Genomic DNA, 18,074 nt, shown 5'->3' with positions numbered 1-18,074 from the left:
CTTGAGGTTAACCGAATTCGGCGAGGGAAATCGGCTTTGATGATGGCCTGAATGAAGCAATCGAGATAGCATTCACTCAATCCGTGCCCAAGAGGAGTGAAAATGCCTCAACTCGATGATTTCGAAATAAGGATGCTCGACATCCTGCAACTTGACGGCCGCAAGCCGGTTTCCGAGCTGGCGCAGGAGATCGGCCTGTCGACCACGCCTTGCGCGCGCCGCTTCGAGGCGTTGCAGGAAGCCGGCATCATCAAGGGCTTTGCCGCCGTGCTCAGCCGCCGCGCCGTCGGCCTGACGGTCGAGGTGTTCGTCCAGGTGCGGCTGGTCAGCCACAGCGACGGCTCGCCGGAAAGCTTCATTGCCGCCGTGCAGCGTATGGACGAGGTCTCGTCGTGCTGGACGATGACCGGCGACTACGATTTCCTGCTGCATGTCATGGTGCCGTCTGTCGACGACCTCAACGCCTTCATCATGCACCGGCTGATGCGGCTGCCCGGCGTGCGCGACGTCCACACCCAACTCGTGCTGCAAAACATCAAGGGACCGGGCCACGTGCCGCTCAGCCACCTGCGGCGCTGACGCGTTCAAATCTCGCGAAAAGCTGCTTGGAAACTGCTGAACCGCGCCAAGGCGGCTTCGACATCGGCAACTAGCACAGGCGGACCAACCACCATGGAGGTCCGCCTTGAACATCGTGCTGATCAATCCGCCGCACACGGCCATCGGCAGCCGCGTGCCCGACGATCATCTGCCGCCGCTCGGCCTTTTGGCGATCGGCGGCCCGCTGATCGATTCCGGGCATCAGGTGCGCCTGGTCGACGCCGAATTCGGGCCGATGCCGCTTTCGGTGCTGGTCGATGACGCTCTCGGCGGCGATCCGGATTTCATCCTAATCGGCCATTCCGGCTCGACCTCGGCGCATCCGACTGCCTTGAAGATCGCCGAAATGATCAAAGACCGCGCGCCGGGCGTGATGGTCATCTATGGCGGCGTCTTCCCGACCTATCATTGGCGCGACATCCTCGCCGCGACCGACGTCTTCGACTTTATCGTGCGCGGCGAGGGCGAGGCGACCGCCACGGCGCTGGTCGAGGCCATCGAAATGCGCCAGCCGGTGGCAAGCGTTGCCGGTGTTGCCTATCGCGACGACCTCGGCCGCCCCGTCGCCACCCAGCCGGCCATGACGATTGCCGATCTCGATGCCTATCGCGTCGGCTGGGAGCTGATCGACCATCGCCGCTACTCCTATTGGGGCGGCAAGCGGGCCGTGGTCATGCAGTTCTCGCGCGGCTGCCCGCATCTGTGCAACTATTGCGGCCAGCGCGGCTTCTGGACCCGCTGGCGCCATCGCGATCCCGTCAAATTCGCCAGGGAGATCGCCTGGCTGCATCGCGAGCACGGCGTCGAGCTGATCAACCTGGCCGACGAAAACCCGACCTCCTCGAAGAAGGCCTGGCGCGCTTTTCTGGAGGCCATGATCGCCGAGAACGTGCCGGTGCTGATCGTCGGCTCGACTCGCGCCGACGACATCGTGCGCGACGCCGATAGCCTGCATCTCTTCCGCAGGGCCGGTGTCATCCGATGGCTGCTGGGCATGGAGAACACCGACGAGGAGACGCTGTCGCTGATCCGCAAGGGCGGCAGCACCAAGTCCGATCGCGAGGCGATCCGGCTGCTTCGGCAGCACGGCATCCTGTCGATGGCGACCTGGGTCGCCGGCTTCGAGGATGAAGGTTTTCGCGACCTTTGGCGCGGTTTTCGTCAGCTCATCGCCTATGACCCGGACCAGATCCAGGCACTTTACGTGACGCCGCATCGCTGGACGCCGTTCTTCCGCATCGCCAAGGACCGCAAGGTGATCCAGCAGGATGTCCGCCTCTGGGACTACAAGCATCAGGTTCTGCACATGACCAGGCTGAAGCCGTGGATGCTGTTCTTCGCCGTCAAGCTGATCGAAGTCGCCGTGCAGTCGCGCCCAAAGGCGCTGGCGCGCATCCTGTTCCATCCCGATCCCGAGCAGCGCCATTCGATGCGCTGGTACACCAGGATGGGCCGTCGCGTCTGGTTCCGCGAAGTCTGGGGTTTCCTGGCCCGCGACGGCCGCGTGACGGATGGGCCGACGCTCGCCGAGTTCTGGGGCGCGCCGCAGGACGCCGAGGAGGAATCGATGATCATCGGTCGGCCGGCCCGAAAGCCGGCCGTGGTCATTGAAGATCAGAGAAGATTAGCCGGCTGATCATGGCAGTTCACCGAACGGTGAACTTGCCCTTTCTAGGGAACGATCAGCGTACCGGCGCCATGCTCGGTGAACAGCTCGAGCAGCACCGAATGCGGCGTCTTGCCGTTGAGGATGACGACACCCTCGACGCCGCGCTCGATCGCCTCGATGCAGGTCTCGACCTTGGGGATCATGCCGCCCGACACCGTGCCGTCCTTGATCAGCGCCTTGGCTTCGGCGACCGTCAGCTCGTCGATCAGCTTCTTGTTCTTATCGAGCACGCCCGGCACGTCGGTAAGGAACAGCAGGCGCGAGGCGCGGCACGCGCCCGCGATCGCGCCGGCAAACGTGTCTGCGTTGATGTTGTAGGTGTGGCCGTCGCGGCCGGGCGCCACCGGCGCCAGCACCGGGATCATTTCCGAGCGCGCCAGCAGATCGAGCAGCGTGCGGTCGACCTCGACCGGCTCGCCGACGAAGCCGAGATCGAGCACCCGTTCGATATTGGAGTCCGGATCGATCATGGTCTTGCGCGCCTTTTCGGCGAACACCATGTTGCCATCCTTGCCGCAGAGCCCGATCGCCCATTCGCCCTCGGCGTTGATCAGCGCCACGATCTCCTTGTTGATCGAGCCGGCCAGCACCATTTCGACGATCTCGACCGTCTTCTGGTCGGTGACGCGCAACCCGCCCTCGAACTTGGATTCGATGCCCATCTTGGAGAGCATCGCGCCGATCTGCGGCCCGCCGCCATGCACGACGATCGGATTGACGCCGGATTGCTTCAACAGCGCGATGTCGCGGGCGAACGCCTTGCCGAGCTCATGGTCGCCCATGGCGTGGCCGCCATATTTCACCACCACCGTCTTGTTCTCGTAGCGCTGCATGTAAGGCAGCGCGCGCGAGAGCAGCGCGGCCTGCATTTCGGCGGTGGCGGCGATGTCCGTCATCGATGTCGATCCCAGCTGAAGCATGTCTCCCGAAAGTGGGAACCGGTTTCGGGACGAAGACATGCTTGAAATCAGAGGTTAAAGCGTGAACGGCGGCGTCTTAGCGGGAATTGCCGCTGGCCGCAAACGGCTTTGCGGTCACAATGACGAAATCGGCGGGTTTCAAGGTCTGTCGAGATTCAGGTCAGGCCGAGTCGAGAATGGCGGGTTTCGAGAACCGGAACGGAGCGTACTTTCTGGTACGTGAGTACCGGAAGCGCAGAAAGCCGTCGTTCGCAGGCCGGCATCACCTAAATATCGGCAGACCTATCCAGGCACCTTGAGCGGCGCCCGCCGCTGCAGCCAACCCGAAAGCTTCTCCATCTGCGCGGCGAAGGACAAAAGCGTCTCCTCGTCGCCGGGCCGGCCGGCGGCCTGGATGCCGAGCGGCAGGCCGTCCGCCGTGACATGCACCGGCAGCGCGATCGACGGCTGCCCGCTGACATTCTGGATCGCCGGCCAGTGGGTGAACCACAGGCTCTTGTCCATCAGTTGGCCGAACAACGCCTTGACCTTGAGCAGGCTGGTCAGATGCAATTTGTCGAGCAGGTTCTCGATGACTTCGTCGGCGCCCTTGGGGTCCATCGAACCGCAGGCTAAAGGCGGATGCGCGATGATCGGCATCAGCACGGCGTCGTAGCGCGCGGTCTCCTCGATCAGCTGGCGCGCGGTGGCGTTGAGCCGCTGCACGCCCTCATAGACCTCGCCGGCGGACAGCATTTCGCCGAGCCGGCCGAGCACGCGCGTCGCGCGCTCGACATCGCCGGTCACCGGACGGCCGATGCGCTGCGCCTCCGCCCGCATCGTGCCGGCAACGGCGGAAGCGACCGTCTTGCAGAAATCGGCGATGAAGTCGCGACCGATGAAAGGCAGGTCGATCTCCTCAACCGTGTGTCCGCCTTCGCGCGCCAGCGCCACCCCGGTGTCGAGCGCCTGGAGCGTTTCGGCCGAGATCAGCAGGCCGAGCGGCGACTTGCGGTAGACGGCGAGGCTGAGCTTGCCCGGATCGCGCGCCGCGGCGGCCGCGAAGAAACCCTTCGGCGCTCGTGCCGCATAAGGCGAGAGCGGATCGGCGCCGTGCGTCAGGTCGAGCAGCAGTGCGGTATCGCGCACCGAGCGGCTGACGGCATGGTCGACGACCATGCCGTACCAGCTTTCGCTGACAAGCGGCGTCAGCGGCACGCGGCCGCGCGAAGTCTTCAAGCCCACCAGCCCGCTGCAGGCCGAGGGCACGCGGATCGAGCCGCCGCCGTCGGAAGCATGCGCCGCCGGCACCACGCCGGCCGCCACCAGCGCGGCGGAGCCGCCGGACGAGCCGCCGGTCGTGTGGCTGGTGTTCCAGGGGTTGCGGGTGATGCCGAAGCAGGCGGACTCCGTCATCAGCTTGAGCCCGTGCTCGGGCGAGGTGCTGGTGGCGATCGGGATCAGGCCGGCGGCGAGATAACGCTCGACCATCACCGAGTTGAAATCGGCGGTGAAAGGCGGAATGCGGCTGCCGCCATGGATAGGCACGCCCTTAATGCCGAGGCCGAGATCCTTGAGCGCGAATGGCACGCCGGCCAGCGGCAGCGTGCGGTCGATGGTCTTGGCCCGTGCGCGCGCGTCGTCGTAAAGCGGCGTGGCAATGGCGTTGATATCGGGCCGGGTCGCCTCGGCGCGCGCGATCGCCGCGTCGACCAGTTCCTGCGGCGCGATTTCTCCCCGATGCACGAGCTCGCCCAGCCCGGTCGCATCCTGTTCCCAAAGTACGCGTTCGATCGACATCGCTGTTCCCCGCCCATGTTTGGCGAGGCTAGCGGTGCCCGGCTTGCTTGGCAACGGCTCGGCACCGAAGTGCGGAGCCTACCGGCAACCCTTTGGTGAACAAGGCTTTCGGTACCCGTTGCAATTAAATCGCAATCTTCTAATTTGCCGCCATGGCGCCGCAGGACATCAGCAAGCTGATCGTCCGGACTTCGATGAAGGACCGGGCTGCGTTCGATCTGCTCTACAGGCAGACAAGCGCGAAACTTTTGGGCGTCTGCCTTCGTGTATTGAGGGACAGGGGAGATGCGGAAGAAGCGCTGCAGGAGGTCTTCGTCAAAATCTGGACGAAGGCGGATCGTTTCGCGGTTTCCGATCTGAGCCCGATTTCCTGGCTGGTGGCCGTTGCGCGCAACCATGCGATCGATCGCATCAGGGCGCGGCGCGGTCCTTCCGCCGACATCGATGCAGCCCTCGACGTCGCCGACCCAGCGCCGGGACCCGAGGCCATGGCTGTGGCGGGCGGCGAGACCGAACGCATCCACCACTGCCTCGACGAACTGGAGAAAGACCGGGCGGCGGCCGTCCGGGGCGCCTATTTGAGCGGCGAAAGCTATGCCGAGCTGGCGGAGCGCTTCAAGGTTCCGCTGAACACGATGCGGACCTGGCTGCGGCGAAGCCTGCTCAAACTTAGAGAATGCCTGGAAAGATGACGCTGGCGGAAGACAACGGACCGGAACGTGGAGGCGACGACCTGCTCGCCGCCGAATACGTTCTCGGCGTTCTGGCAGCCGACGAACGCCAGATCGCCTCCCGAAGGATCGACACGGAAACGGCATTCGCCCATCTGGTCGATGCCTGGGAAGTCCGCTTCGCGCCGATGGCTGCCGCCTATGCCGCGGTCGAGCCTCCGGCCTCGGTCAAGGCGGCGATCGATCGGCGCCTGTTTGCATCGTCGGCTGCTACGTCCACGGCGCCCGGCAGCGGCCTGTGGTCGAGCCTTGCCTTCTGGCGCGTCCTTGCCGCCGCGGCCATTGCCGCTTTGGCCGTCTATGTCGCCCTGCCTTACGTCAATCCGCCGGTCCCGCAGCCCGGGACCAGGCTGGTCGCCTCGCTGGCCGCCGACAACAGCCCTGTCAAATACCTCGCCGTCTATGACGCTGCCCGCCACGAAGTCGGCCTTTCGCTGGTTTCGGGCGATCGCGGCGCCGGCAAGGACTTCGAGCTGTGGATGATCGAAGGCAAGAACGCGCCGGTGTCGATGGGCGTCATCCCAGCCGGCCAGACCGCGCGCATGGCGGTTACCCCGGCCGTCCAGCAGAAGCTGGCGCAAGGCGCCGTTCTCGCCGTCAGCCTCGAGCCTTCGGGCGGTTCGCCGACAGGCCAGCCGACCGGTCCGGTCGTCGCCGCGGGTGACCTGAAGGGCATCTGATCGCTTCTTCGGGTGAAGCGCATTTTCAAAGACTAATTAAAGGATGTCCGCTGCATTCGGCGGATCGAAAAAGTGTGCCGTCGCCACAATTGGAGTAGGCAAAATAAACCGGGTGGAGAAACAAATCTCGCGACGTTCGTGAAACTAACTTTTTCTTGGCCCGTATCTCCTCGCGTTCCCAAGAATGGGAAAAACAACCCGAGGAGACTGACACCATGCGTAAAATAGCCACCCTTTTGCTCGCCTCTACGCTCGGCCTTTCCGCGCTCGGCGCCGTTGCCTATGCCGCCAATCCGATGGTCGGCGGCGCGCCGATGTATGCCAAGAAAAACATCATCGAGAACGCCGTCAATTCGAAGGACCACACCACGCTGGTCGCCGCGGTCAAGGCCGCCGGCCTGGTCGACACGCTGCAGGGCGCCGGTCCGTTCACCGTCTTCGCGCCGACCAACGAAGCTTTCGCGGCACTGCCGGCAGGCACCGTCGACACGCTGCTCAAGCCTGAGAACAAGGACAAGCTGACCAAGGTCCTGACCTGTCATGTCGTCGCCGCCAAGGCGCTGGCCGCCGATGTCGCCAAGATGGCCAAGGCCGATGGCGGCGCGCACCAGGTCAAGACGGTCGGCGGCTGCGAACTGACGCTGAAGGCGGAGAAGGGCAAGGTCACGGTCACCGACGAGAACGGCAACGTCGCCCATGTCACCATCGCCGATGTTCGCCAGTCGAACGGCGTCATCCACGTCATCGACAAGGTTCTCTTGCCGAAGATGTAACAAAGCGGGCCTAGCCGGCGAAGACATGGCTGAGCGCCGGCCGCATCATTCAAGATCCGCGCCGCCGGCAAGAGAGTGTGCTCCGCGTCGTCCCGCCAGGGCGGCGCGGAGCAGCATGCTCAAAACAAGGATGGGGCGTCACCGGGTTTTGATTTCCGGGCGGTGCTCTATCTTGGCAAAATGCGTCAGGAGGAATGGCCATGAATCGTCGCGACTTTCTCTGGAGCGGGGCCGCCGGCGCCGCTCTTATCGTCGGATCCGCAGCGATGCTGCGCGTCGGCGGACCGAAGCCGGCTTTGGCCGCCGAGACCTTCGAGGTCACCAAGACCGACGCCGAATGGCACGCCATCCTTTCGGATGCCGCCTTCGACGTGCTGCGCAAGGAAGGCACGGAATATCCGGGCACGAGCCCGCTGCTCAACGAGCATCGCAAGGGCGTCTTCGCCTGCGCCGGCTGCGACCTGCCGGTCTATTCGTCGGAGACGAAATTCGATTCCGGCACCGGTTGGCCGAGTTTCTACCAGGAAATTGCCCACTCCATCGGCAAGACCGAGGATCGCTCGCTCGGCATGACGCGCACCGAAGTCCATTGCCGGCGCTGCGGCGGACATCTCGGCCATGTCTTCGACGACGGCCCGCCGCCCACCGGCCTGCGCCATTGCATCAACGGCGTGGCGCTGAGCTTCAAGCCCGCCGCTGCCTGATCGGGGGCGTCGAGATCGGCTTCAATTGAGGCCGAACATGCTGATGCTGGGCTTGGTCAGCATCAGCCAGAAGATGGCGATTACGGCGAGAAAAGCCGGAAAGCCGAAGGCGAACCAGATCCGATAGAGCCGGTCGAACCCGGGCGGTAGCGCGGATGCTTCGGCCGCCGCTTGCCTTGCCATGTTGCGCAGCCGGATCTGGATCCAGACCACTGGCAGCCAGAACAGGCCGACGACGACATAGAGGGCCAACGCCAGCAGGATCCATCCCTCGTTGAGCGGCCAGCCGATGCTGCGCGCCAAGCCGTAACCGGTCAGCGGCTGCATTACGACCGCGGTTGCCGTGAAGACCGTGTCGGCGATCACCACAATGCCGGTGACATGGGCGATGATCTGGGGATCGCGGGTTCTGACGGCCATCACCATGAAGAAGGCGATGGCGAGCCCGGTGCCGAACAGCACCGTCGCGCCGAGCACATGCAGAAGTCGAAGCACCTCTTCGATCGCCATCAGCGTTCGTCCAGGGTGGCAAGGGCCACCAGCGTCAGCATGATCGACGGGACCACTTTGACGAGGGGGCCTAACGGATCGAGCCAGAGCACGGGTTCGGCGAATGTCGCGGCAAGCAAGTAGGCGAACGTCAGCAGCAGCATGCCGATCAGAGCGCGCCGAGCCCAGGGGCGGAAAAGCACCGCGAGCCCCAGCCCGATATCGGCCAGACATGTCAGCGTCACCATGAGGCTCGCGGCACTGTCTGGCAGAAAACCTGCGAAATGACTGCGCGCCGCCGCGAAGGCCAGGAATGGCGCGAGGCCCGAGTACAACCAAAACAGCGCGAGCGTGACGATGACAGGCGCCTTCAACAGGTACAGGCGGGCAAACCACAAATCCTGCACGCCCGAAGGGGCGGCGGCGAGCGTCTCAGTCGCTGACGCGAGATGCTGGCCTTTGCTCGGCTGCGGCCGAACCTCGACTCCGCCCGACATCACCGCCATCGCCGTGGAGCGGAGCGGCGAGCGCCAGCCGAGCCGGCCGGCGAGATCGGCGAGCCATGTCACCGGCCTGGCGACCAGGGGCGGCACGTCGAGCACTGCAGCCGGAGGAAGGCCGAGCCAGCTGCGATGCAGGAGGGCGATGTCCTTCAGCCTCAGCCCGTCATCGCGGCCCAGCGCGATATCCGAGCCCAACGGCAGCGTGCCTTGGATGGCGGCGCTGACGGCGCTCGCGACATCATCGAGTGCAACCGTCATGATCGGGCTGTCGGCATAGGCCAGCGGGATCGCGAGGGGAAAGGCCGCAAGCGCCCGCAGCAGAGCGGATCCGCCATGGGCGTTGCGGCCGAGCACCAGCGCCGGGCGCAGGATGACCTGGCGCACGCCGCTTGCCGCGAGCGCCGCATCGGCTCGCCTCTTGGTATCGAGAAATGGCAGGTCGCGGCCGGTGCCGTCGGTTTCCGCCGATATCTGGACAATCAGCAAGTCCCGGTCGCGCGCAGCCTCGTAGAGGGCGAGCATCGCCAGTTCCTGGGTGGCGCGGAGGTCGTCGGCGTGCCCGTCCTGCAGCGCGCCGGCGCAATTGACGACAGCCTGCTGGCCATCCAGCACGCCCAGCCAGTCCTCGCGTCGCGTCATGCCGGCGAGATCAGTCTTCAGCCAGCGGCCATGCGGCATCTTCAGCACCGAACGCGCGGGGTCGCGACCAAGTCCAGTGACCTGATGGCCGTCTGCAACGAGTTTCCGTGTGACGGCCGATCCGATGAAGCCAGTGGCGCCGAGAATCAGGATGTTCATGCCGGAACTCTAGTGCATGTCGGCCAGAAGTCTGCAGCGTTGGGGACTCTGCAGCGTTGGGGACAACAACACGCATGGCTCTCGGCCACTGATTCAAAAACATAACCCCGGAAATCGCTGCCGATTTCCGGGGTTATGTATGAGGGCGCCAGGCGGGGGTTCCGGCTCCTCAATGGCCTCCGCCACCGCCGCCCTGCTGGGCTGGCTTGTTGATGAACAGCACGAAGAACCCGAGCGAAGCGAACAGCGCCGTCAGCATCAGGAACACGTCGATGAACGACAGCAACGCCGCCTGCTGATGCACCATGCCCGAGAGCTTGGAGATCGCCGCGCTTGTGGCATCGAGGCCGGCGGTCTGCTCGAAGTTCAGCGTCATGTTCTGCAGCTTGGTCTGCGCCGCGGCACTCCCCCACTCCACATGCTCGGCAAGCCTGGCGTAGTGAAAGGCGTTGCGGTCGATCAGCACCGTGTTGATGACGGCGAGGCCGACGGCGCCGCCGAGATTGCGGGTCAGGTTGAACAGGCCCGACGCATTCTTCAGCCGCTCCGGCGGCAGCGTGCCGAGCGCGATGTTGTTGATCGGCACCATGCACAGCATCATCGAGCAGCCGCGCAGGATCTGCGGGATCAAGAGCTCATAAAAATCCCAGTCGGCGGTGAGATGCGTCATCCACCAGGTGCCGGTGGCGAAGCCGAAAAAGCCGATCATCATCATCAGCCTGAGATCGATCTTGTTCGACAGGATGCCGGCAACGGGCGCGGTGAAGAACATCGCCAGGCCGCTGACGAACAGCGCCTCGCCGATCATCATCGAATCGTAACCGCGGATACGGCCGAGGAACACCGGATAGAGATAGGTGAGCCCGTAAAGGCCGATGCCGACGACGAAGGAGAACAGCGAGCCGAAGGCGAAGTTGACGTTGCTGAAGGCCCTGAGGTCGACGATCGGCTCCTCGGCGGTGAAGACGCGCCAGAAGAAGATGACGCCGCCGATGGTCATGATGACGGCGCAGGCAAAGACAGCCGGCTCCTGCAGCCAGTCGTGGTTCGGACCTTCCTCCAGCACATATTCCATGCAGCCGAGGAAGGCGGCCATGCCGGCGAGGCCCCACCAGTCGAACTTGCTGAACAGCTTGAGGTTCGGCTTGTCGAAATCGATCAGCGCCCAGGCCGCCGTCGCCACCAATATGCCCGGCACGACATTGATCAGGAACAGCCAGTGCCACGACATGGCATGGCTGATATAGCCGCCCACCGTCGGGCCGATGGTCGGTGCCAGCGTCGCCACCAGGCCGATCATCGGCGAGACCACGGCGCGGCGCGAGGGCGGAAAAATGGTGAAGGCGGCCGCGAAGACGCTGGGGATCATGCCGCCGCCGATGAAACCCTGGATGGCGCGGTAGACGATCATCTGGTCGATGTTGGTGGCGGTCGCGGCAAGCGCGCTGGCGGCGGTGAAGCCGGCCGCCGCGGCGGTGAACAGCACGCGCGTCGACAGCATGCGGCTGAGGAAGCCCGACAGCGGGATCATCACCACTTCGGCGATCAGGTAGGCGGTCTGCACCCATGGGATCTCGTCGGAGCTGGCGCTCAGGCCCGCCTGGATTTCCGAGAGCGAGGCCGAGACGATCTGGATGTCGAGGATCGCCATGAACATGCCGAACACCATCGCCAGGAAGGCGATGACGCGGCGGACCGGCATGTGATCCGCGGGCAGGGCGGGCGCGGCGGCAGCTGCCGGACGTCCCGGTACTGATCCTGCGGTAATGGTTGCGGTTGCCATGTCGTGGCCTCCCTAAGCAATTCCAGGAAAGGCGCGTAGCGGGTTTCCGTCCGGAATTGCGTCAAAACAGATATCTGGAGCGGACGCGCCGCTCTGAAGCAGGCTGGGCGGCTCGGCGCTCAATTGGCCGCCAGGCCGCCCCCCCATTGCTTAGTTGGTCGTCGAGGCCGGCGCGGTGCGGCTGTCGACCGCGACGACGACGCTCAGGCCGGCGCGCAGCTTGCCGGTCTTCAACACGTCGGCCGGCACGTCGATGCGCACGGGAACGCGCTGCACCACCTTGGTGAAGTTGCCGGTGGCGTTTTCCGGCGGCAGCAGCGAGAACACCGCGCCCGAAGCCGGTGCCAGCGAAGACACCGTGCCTTCGAAGGTCTGGCCGTCGATGGCGTCCACCGTGATGCGGACCTTCTCGCCTGGCACCATCCGGCCAAGCTGCGTCTCCTTGAAGTTGCCGACGATGTAGAGCTTGTCCATCGGCACGACGACGGCGAGCTTCTGGCCGGGGCTGACGAGGTCGCCCTGTTCGACCGAGCGGTTACCGACGACGCCGTCATAAGGAGCCTTCAGCACGGTGAAGGACAGGTCGCGCTGGGCCTTGTCGCGGGTGAGCTGCAGCGAGGCGAGCGTCGAGGCCTGCTCCGCGCGCTGGGCCTCCAGCACTCCGATATTGGCCTGTGCGGCGGCAATCTGCGCGTCGGCGCCGACAAGTGCCGCCTTGGCCTGGTCGAGCGCGGTCTGGGCGTCGTCGAGTTGCGCCTGCGAGCCGACACGGGTCTTGAGCAGCTGCGCTGCGCGCAACTGGGCGCGCGCCGCATTGTCGGCGGCGGCCTGGTCGGCGATCTTCTGCGCCTGAGCCTGCGACAGCGAGGCCTGGGCTGCCTTGGTCTGCGCGTCGATGCGGTCGAGCGTCTTTGCCAGCGTTGCGATCTGCGCTTCGGCCTGGGCGACAGCGATCTTGTAGTCGCCATTATCGATGACGAACAGCGGATCGCCGGCCTTGACCTGCTGGTTCTCGCTCACCAGCACCTTGTCGATGTAACCGGAGATTTTCGGCGACACGAACGACATATCGGCCTGGACATAGGCGTCGTCCGTGGAAATCATGAACCGGCCGTCGGTCCAGTAGTTATACCCATACCAGGAGCCGGCGCCGAGCAGGGCCAGGCCGATGATCGGCAAAAGGAAGGAGCGCACCGAACGCTTCTTCTTGGCCGGCGCTTCGGTTGCGGGAGGCGCAACCGGGGTGACGGGTTGGACAGGTGCTTCCGGCGCTTCGGTCGACGGTTGGACCTTGGCGTTGGGAAACGTGCGGACTTCGGCGGTGGCGGGCGCGTTGGAGGACATGGTATTCTCTCTGGATTGTCAGTCAGACTGAACCGTTCGGTTCGAATTGGAGATTGACATAGCGCGGAAACAGGACCATATCAAGAGGAAATCGAACCGGGCGGTTCGAATTATTTTCTAAGGAATGACTTCCATGGTCGACACGACAGCCGATAGCGATCTGCTCGACTTACGCAAGGGTCGTCCGGCGGCCGGGCAGGACCCGGTCAAGCGGGCCCAGATCATCGAAGGCGCGCGCCGCGTTTTCATAGACAAGGGCTTCGAGGCCGCCTCGATGAACGACATCACGCGCGAGGCCGGCGTCTCCAAGGGCACGATCTACGTCTATTTCGAAAACAAGGAAGAGCTGTTCGAGGCTCTCATCGAGGAAGAGCGCGGCACCATCTTCAAGAACATGTATGAGGTGCTCGATCATTTCGACGACCTGCGCAAGACGCTGGTGAAGTTCGGCATGGTCCTCTCCGCCAAAATCACCTCGGCCAAGGTCATCCAGGCCCAGCGCACGGTGGTCGGCGCGTCCGACAGGATACCCGAGCTTGGCGCGCGTTTTTACGAGCGCGGCCCGAAGCGCGGCCACGACAAGGTCATGACGTTCCTCAGTGAAGCCGTCGAACGCGGCCTGCTCAAGATCGACGATGTCGACCTTGCCGCCTATCAGTTCACAGAGCTCTGCCTCGCCGGCCTGTTCCGCCAGTGCATCTTTTCCTACCGCACCAAGGCGCCGAGCCTGGCGGAGATCGAGCATATCGTGACGTCCGGCGTCGATGTGTTTCTCAAGGCCTACGCCACGGAAAAATTCCTCGCCGAGGAAAAGGCGTTGACATCGGCCTGACTGTCCGGACAAACGAAACGTCGATCGGCATCGATCTGCGAGCGCCTTCGGAAGAACCTGTTAACCATCGCTTTCTATGTCTCGGGACACGTTCAATCGGCGAGTCTCGAGTATGACATTCATGCGCTTTCCCCGTGCCAATCATTCCGGCGATTCCGCCTACGGCAACGACGACGACCACCGTCGCGCGGAGGAAACCGGGCGTCGTGACGCGGTCCCGCGAACACAGGCGCAAGCGCGGCAGGTCGTGACGTTGCAGACCTCGGTTGAAGGCGAACCGAATGCCGCTCCCGGTACATCGTTCGATTCGGCCGATGGCGGTGAATTCAGCCGTCCGGCCTGGCAGGACTATTTCTTCCTTGCGCCGAACGTGCGTTTCACCCGCACGCCGGATACCGATCTCGCCAAGCGATCCGCCCAGCAGACGGAAGATGCCGCGCAGAGCAAGGCACCTGTCGGCGAGCCCCTCCGGCCCGCGCCGGCGGCCCCGGCGGCAGCCAGTCCAGCCCGGGCAAGCCCCGCCGCCGCTCGCGCCGTGCCGCCGACACAAACCAAACCGGTCCGCGCGCCTTCGGTCGTCACGCCCGCCGCTCCGGTTGCGCTCCAGGCCGCCGCCGCTCCGACGCCGAAGCCGCACCCGTCCGGATTGCGCTGGTCCTATCTTTCCGATCATGCCTTTTTCGAGTTCGGCATGCCCTTCCTCGCCGAGCGCCTGGCGCGGGCGCGCCTGAACGAGGCGGGACAAGTGCCCGCCGTTCCGGCGTCGCCGGCCGTCAAGCCAATGCCGGCGCATCGTCCGGTTGCACAGCCAACCCAGCCCCATGTCGCTTTCCTGGGCGAGGCGACGTCATTTTACCGCGTCATCGAATGGCGCAACACCGTGGACGCAAGCCCTGCCTCGACGCCAGGTCCGGCTCCGGCGGCCGCCCAACCCAAACCTGCAGCGGCCGTGCCGATTTCCGGCGCGGTAAGAAGGACCAACAGGCCGGCGCCTTCCCTGCCCGTTGCCGGTGCGGTCACGCCACCGTCCGCTTCGGCCGGCTACGCGCTTCCTTCCGAGGACCTTTTGCAGATGCCGCCGGAAGGCCAGGGCTTCTACATGTCGCAGGAGCGGATGGAGCAGAACGCCGACCTGCTTGAAAGCGTGCTGGAGGATTTCGGCGTCAAGGGCGAGATCATCCATGTCCGGCCGGGCCCGGTCGTCACCCTCTACGAGTTCGAGCCGGCGCCGGGCGTGAAGTCCAGCCGCGTCATCGGTCTCGCCGACGACATCGCCCGCTCCATGTCGGCGATTTCGGCGCGCGTCGCCGTGGTGCCGGGCCGCAATGTCATCGGCATCGAGCTGCCCAACGAAACCCGCGAAACGGTCTATTTCCGCGAGCTGATCGGATCGGCCGGCTTCCGCAACACCTCCTGCAAGCTGGCGCTCGGTCTCGGCAAGACGATCGGCGGCGAACCGGTCATCGCCGAGTTGGCCAAGATGCCTCATCTGCTGGTGGCGGGCACGACCGGCTCCGGCAAGTCGGTCGCCATCAACACCATGATCCTGTCGCTGCTCTACCGCATGAAGCCGGAGGAATGCCGCCTCATCATGGTCGACCCCAAGATGCTGGAACTCTCCGTCTATGATGGCATCCCGCATCTTTTGACGCCGGTCGTCACCGATCCCAAGAAGGCTGTCACCGCCCTGAAATGGGCGGTGCGCGAGATGGAGGACCGCTACCGCAAGATGGCGCGCCTCGGGGTACGCAACATCGACGGCTACAACCAGCGCGCGGCAGGCGCCCGTGACAAGGGCGAGGTCGTGACCATGCAGGTGCAGGCCGGCTTCGAGAAGGACACCGGCGAGCCGCTGTTCGAGGAACGAGCGATCGACCTCGCGCCCATGCCCTATATCGTCATCATCGTCGACGAGATGGCCGACCTGATGATGGTGGCCGGCAAGGAGATCGAAGGCGCGATCCAGCGGCTGGCGCAGATGGCGCGCGCTGCCGGCATCCATCTGATCATGGCTACGCAGCGTCCGTCCGTCGACGTCATCACCGGCACCATCAAGGCCAATTTCCCGACCCGCATCTCTTTCCAGGTGACGTCGAAGATCGACAGCCGCACCATCCTCGGCGAGCAGGGCGCCGAGCAGCTGCTCGGCCAGGGCGACATGCTGCACATGGCCGGCGGCGGGCGCATTTCGCGCGTGCACGGTCCTTTCGTCTCGGACGTAGAGGTCGAGCACGTCGTGGCGCATCTGAAAGCGCAAGGGCGTCCCGAATATCTCGACACCGTCACGGCCGACGAGGAAGAGGCTGAGGAAGCGGCGGACGCCGGTCCGGTCTTCGACAAGAGCGCGATCGCCGAGGAGGATGGCGACGCCCTCTATGAGGAAGCCGTCAAAGTGGTCAAGCGCGACAAGAAATGCTCGACCTCCTACATCCAGCGCCGGCTCGGCGTCGGCTACAACCGCGCCGCCTCGCTGGTCGAACGCATGGAAAAGGAGGGCCTGGTCGGCGCGCCCAACCATGTCGGCAAGCGCGAGATCCTCACCGGCCGGCGCGATCGCGAGCCCGAACGCGACGAGAGGGATTGATCCTGACGGATAGGTACCTGGCGGCCGGTGTCAGCCGCCGTTCGCCACCAGGGCGATCGCCGCGCGCAACTCATCCAGCCCGGCCGCCTTCTCCGAGGAGGTCGCAAGCACCACCGGAAACGCCGCCGGGCGCCTCTTGATCTTGGCCAGGGTCTCGTCGATCAGCCTCGGCACGCCGGCCGCCTTGATCTTGTCGGTCTTGGTCAGCACCACCTGGTAGGACACCGCCGCCTTGTCGAGCAGCGTCAGCACTTCCTCGTCCTTGGCCTTGATGCCGTGGCGGGCGTCGATCAGCACATAGACGCGCTTCAGCGTCACGCGGCCCTGCAGATATTCATAGATCAGCTTGGTCCACTCATCGACCTTGTCCTTCGGCGCGCTGGCGTAGCCGTAGCCCGGCATGTCGACCAGCGCCATCGGCGGCAGGTCGGCGCCTTCGCCGGAAAACCCGTCCGGCACGAAATAGTTGAGTTCCTGCGTGCGGCCGGGCGTGTTGGACGTGCGCGCCAGGCCCCTGTGCCCGACCAGCGCATTGATCAGCGACGACTTGCCGACATTGGAGCGGCCGGCGAAGGCGATCTCCGGCGGCCCTTCCGGCGGCAGGAATTTCATCGACGGCACGCCGCGGATGAAGATCCACGCGCGGGTGAACAACTCGGGGCTGATCGCCGTGTCGTTCGTGGTCTTGTCGGGCGCGTTCAAACCGCTGCCTCCAGTCTGGAAATATCGGCGCCGCGAATGGCGTCGAGGTTGCGGCCGATCTTGTCGACCGGCCAATCCCACCAAGCCGCCTTCAAGAGCCGCCGCACCGTGAACTCGTCGAAGCGCATTTTCACCACCTTGGCCGCATTGCCGGCAACGATCGCATAAGGCGGCACGTCGTGCGTGACAACCGATTTCGCCGCCACGATGGCGCCGTGGCCGATCCTGACGCCCGGCATGATCACGGCGCCCATGCCGATCCACACGTCATTGCCGATGGTGGTGTCGCCGCGAATCTCTTTCGACCATGTCTGCGGGTCAAAGCCTTCCTCCCAGCCATGGCCGAAGATGTTGAACGGATAGGTCGAGAAGCCGGACATTGCGTGGTTGGCGCCGTTCATGATGAAGCGGGTGCCCTCGGCGATGGCGCAGAACTTGCCGATCACCAGCCTGTCGCCGATGAAGGGATAGTGATGCAGCACGCATTTCTCGGCGAATTTGTCGGGGCCGTCGGGGTCGTCGTAATAGGTGAAGTCGCCGATCTCGATGTTGGGCACGTTCACCAGCCCCTTCAGGAAGCCGACGCGCGGATGCGTCGCGATGGGATGCTTGATATTGGGGTTGGGTCCGGTCATCGCGGTCCCTCCATGGTTGTCCGCGGGTTCGCGCGCCGCCGGCGACACCCGCGCGCGATCAAACTAACGTGATCCTTCCATAAGCACCAACCGTTCAGTGGCTGCCGCGGCAGATCACGATCGGATTGGAAAGGGCGCTATCGAACCCGCTGCCCTGATAGACCTGGACGTTCGACGCTCCGGGCGGCAGCGAGAAGCTGCCCTCGACGACTTTCTGGTCGCCGGCCATCGTGTGCAGGGCCCAGCTGAACGTGCAGAATTGCGGCGGTGCCTTGGGTTGCACGTGGCTGCAGTTGAGCTGCGCACCGCCCAGCATCGCCGCCCCGCCGCAGCTGACCGCTTCCTTGGCCGCGGCTGGAAAGGCGTATCCCGTCAGCACCGCCAGGATGGTGATCTTGAGCCAGTTCATCGTCTTGTCCTTGCCGCAAAACAGGCCGTCCGGCCGGGTTCTGGCCCATGCGATATTTTTACCAAGCGACTTAGTCGGTCTTGCGCTGGGCGTCTAGCAGGATTATGTGCATGATGATAATAAGCATGCTCACGAAAAC

At 64.6% G+C, this 18,074-nt stretch carries 17 protein-coding genes; 8 read left to right on the top strand and 9 right to left on the bottom strand.

The window, feature by feature from the left end; translation table 11 throughout:
• Nucleotides 1–102 precede the first annotated feature (102 nt).
• Together RFM68_RS12985 and bchE are read left to right on the top strand one after the other, a co-directional pair.
• Complete coding sequence (locus tag RFM68_RS12985; RefSeq protein ID WP_320233370.1) at nt 103–579, top strand: Lrp/AsnC family transcriptional regulator; 477 nt, start codon at nt 103–105, stop codon at nt 577–579.
• A gap of 106 nt (nt 580–685) precedes the next feature.
• A complete protein-coding gene (gene bchE, locus RFM68_RS12980; protein WP_320233369.1) occupies nt 686–2,236 on the top strand; it encodes a magnesium-protoporphyrin IX monomethyl ester anaerobic oxidative cyclase in 1,551 nt (516 codons plus the stop codon).
• A gap of 35 nt (nt 2,237–2,271) precedes the next feature.
• Here the strand turns inward: bchE and argB are convergent, their stop codons facing one another.
• Nucleotides 2,272–3,165, bottom strand: a complete 894-nt coding sequence (argB, locus tag RFM68_RS12975) for an acetylglutamate kinase (RefSeq protein WP_320233368.1) — start codon at nt 3,163–3,165, stop codon at nt 2,272–2,274.
• 306 nt (nt 3,166–3,471) lie between these two features.
• The gene (locus RFM68_RS12970; protein WP_320233367.1) at nt 3,472–4,968 is read right to left on the bottom strand and encodes an amidase; all 1,497 of its coding nucleotides are present in this window, start codon (nt 4,966–4,968) and stop codon (nt 3,472–3,474) included.
• A 152-nt stretch (nt 4,969–5,120) separates the two neighbouring features.
• Here RFM68_RS12970 and RFM68_RS12965 point away from each other — a divergent pair, with 152 nt between their 5' ends.
• From RFM68_RS12965 to msrB, 4 genes are all read left to right on the top strand, one after another.
• Entirely contained in the window at nt 5,121–5,660 is a 540-nt protein-coding gene (locus tag RFM68_RS12965; RefSeq protein WP_320233366.1) for a sigma-70 family RNA polymerase sigma factor, read from the top strand.
• Nucleotides 5,657–6,379 carry an anti-sigma factor gene (locus RFM68_RS12960; RefSeq protein ID WP_320233365.1) on the top strand — a complete coding sequence of 241 codons (723 nt, stop codon included), beginning with the start codon at nt 5,657–5,659 and terminating at the stop codon, nt 6,377–6,379. The genes RFM68_RS12965 and RFM68_RS12960 overlap by 4 nt, the downstream gene beginning before the upstream one ends.
• 215 nt (nt 6,380–6,594) lie before the next feature.
• Nucleotides 6,595–7,152, top strand: a complete 558-nt coding sequence (locus RFM68_RS12955; RefSeq protein WP_320233364.1) for a fasciclin domain-containing protein — start codon at nt 6,595–6,597, stop codon at nt 7,150–7,152.
• 200 nt (nt 7,153–7,352) lie between these two features.
• Nucleotides 7,353–7,856, top strand: a complete 504-nt coding sequence (gene msrB, locus RFM68_RS12950; protein WP_320233363.1) for a peptide-methionine (R)-S-oxide reductase MsrB — start codon at nt 7,353–7,355, stop codon at nt 7,854–7,856.
• A gap of 21 nt (nt 7,857–7,877) precedes the next feature.
• Here the strand turns inward: msrB and RFM68_RS12945 are convergent, their stop codons facing one another.
• The 4 genes from RFM68_RS12945 to RFM68_RS12930 all read right to left on the bottom strand — a co-directional run bounded on the left by RFM68_RS12945 (nt 7,878) and on the right by RFM68_RS12930 (nt 12,773).
• Entirely contained in the window at nt 7,878–8,366 is a 489-nt protein-coding gene (locus tag RFM68_RS12945; protein ID WP_320233362.1) for a DUF2269 family protein, read from the bottom strand.
• Nucleotides 8,366–9,646: an SDR family oxidoreductase gene (locus RFM68_RS12940; protein WP_320233361.1), complete on the bottom strand. Its 1,281-nt coding sequence runs from the start codon at nt 9,644–9,646 to the stop codon at nt 8,366–8,368. The genes RFM68_RS12945 and RFM68_RS12940 overlap by 1 nt, the downstream gene beginning before the upstream one ends.
• A gap of 169 nt (nt 9,647–9,815) precedes the next feature.
• A complete protein-coding gene (locus RFM68_RS12935; RefSeq protein ID WP_320233360.1) occupies nt 9,816–11,429 on the bottom strand; it encodes a DHA2 family efflux MFS transporter permease subunit in 1,614 nt (537 codons plus the stop codon).
• A 150-nt stretch (nt 11,430–11,579) separates the two neighbouring features.
• Complete coding sequence (locus tag RFM68_RS12930; RefSeq protein WP_320233359.1) at nt 11,580–12,773, bottom strand: HlyD family secretion protein; 1,194 nt, start codon at nt 12,771–12,773, stop codon at nt 11,580–11,582.
• A gap of 133 nt (nt 12,774–12,906) precedes the next feature.
• Here RFM68_RS12930 and RFM68_RS12925 point away from each other — a divergent pair, with 133 nt between their 5' ends.
• A complete protein-coding gene (locus RFM68_RS12925) occupies nt 12,907–13,605 on the top strand; it encodes a TetR/AcrR family transcriptional regulator (protein WP_320233358.1) in 699 nt (232 codons plus the stop codon).
• A 121-nt stretch (nt 13,606–13,726) separates the two neighbouring features.
• Nucleotides 13,727–16,189 (top strand): DNA translocase FtsK, encoded by a 2,463-nt coding sequence (locus RFM68_RS12920; protein WP_320233357.1) that lies wholly within the window; start codon nt 13,727–13,729, stop codon nt 16,187–16,189.
• Nucleotides 16,190–16,219: 30 nt separating this feature from the next.
• Here RFM68_RS12920 and yihA read toward each other — a convergent pair whose 3' ends face one another.
• The 3 genes from yihA to RFM68_RS12905 all read right to left on the bottom strand — a co-directional run bounded on the left by yihA (nt 16,220) and on the right by RFM68_RS12905 (nt 17,935).
• The gene (gene yihA / locus RFM68_RS12915) at nt 16,220–16,891 is read right to left on the bottom strand and encodes a ribosome biogenesis GTP-binding protein YihA/YsxC (RefSeq protein WP_430694852.1); all 672 of its coding nucleotides are present in this window, start codon (nt 16,889–16,891) and stop codon (nt 16,220–16,222) included.
• A complete protein-coding gene (locus tag RFM68_RS12910) occupies nt 16,888–17,526 on the bottom strand; it encodes a CatB-related O-acetyltransferase (RefSeq protein ID WP_320233356.1) in 639 nt (212 codons plus the stop codon). The genes yihA and RFM68_RS12910 overlap by 4 nt, the downstream gene beginning before the upstream one ends.
• Nucleotides 17,527–17,620: 94 nt before the next feature.
• On the bottom strand, nt 17,621–17,935 hold the full coding sequence (locus RFM68_RS12905) for a hypothetical protein (RefSeq protein ID WP_320233355.1): 315 nt from the start codon (nt 17,933–17,935) through the stop codon (nt 17,621–17,623).
• Nucleotides 17,936–18,074: the final 139 nt, after the last annotated feature.

Source organism: Mesorhizobium montanum (genome assembly GCF_033977145.1).
GTDB classification, from domain to species: Bacteria; Pseudomonadota; Alphaproteobacteria; order Rhizobiales; family Rhizobiaceae; genus Mesorhizobium; species Mesorhizobium montanum.
Note: the sequence above shows the minus strand (reverse complement) of the source record. Positions and strands in the feature narration are given on the sequence as shown.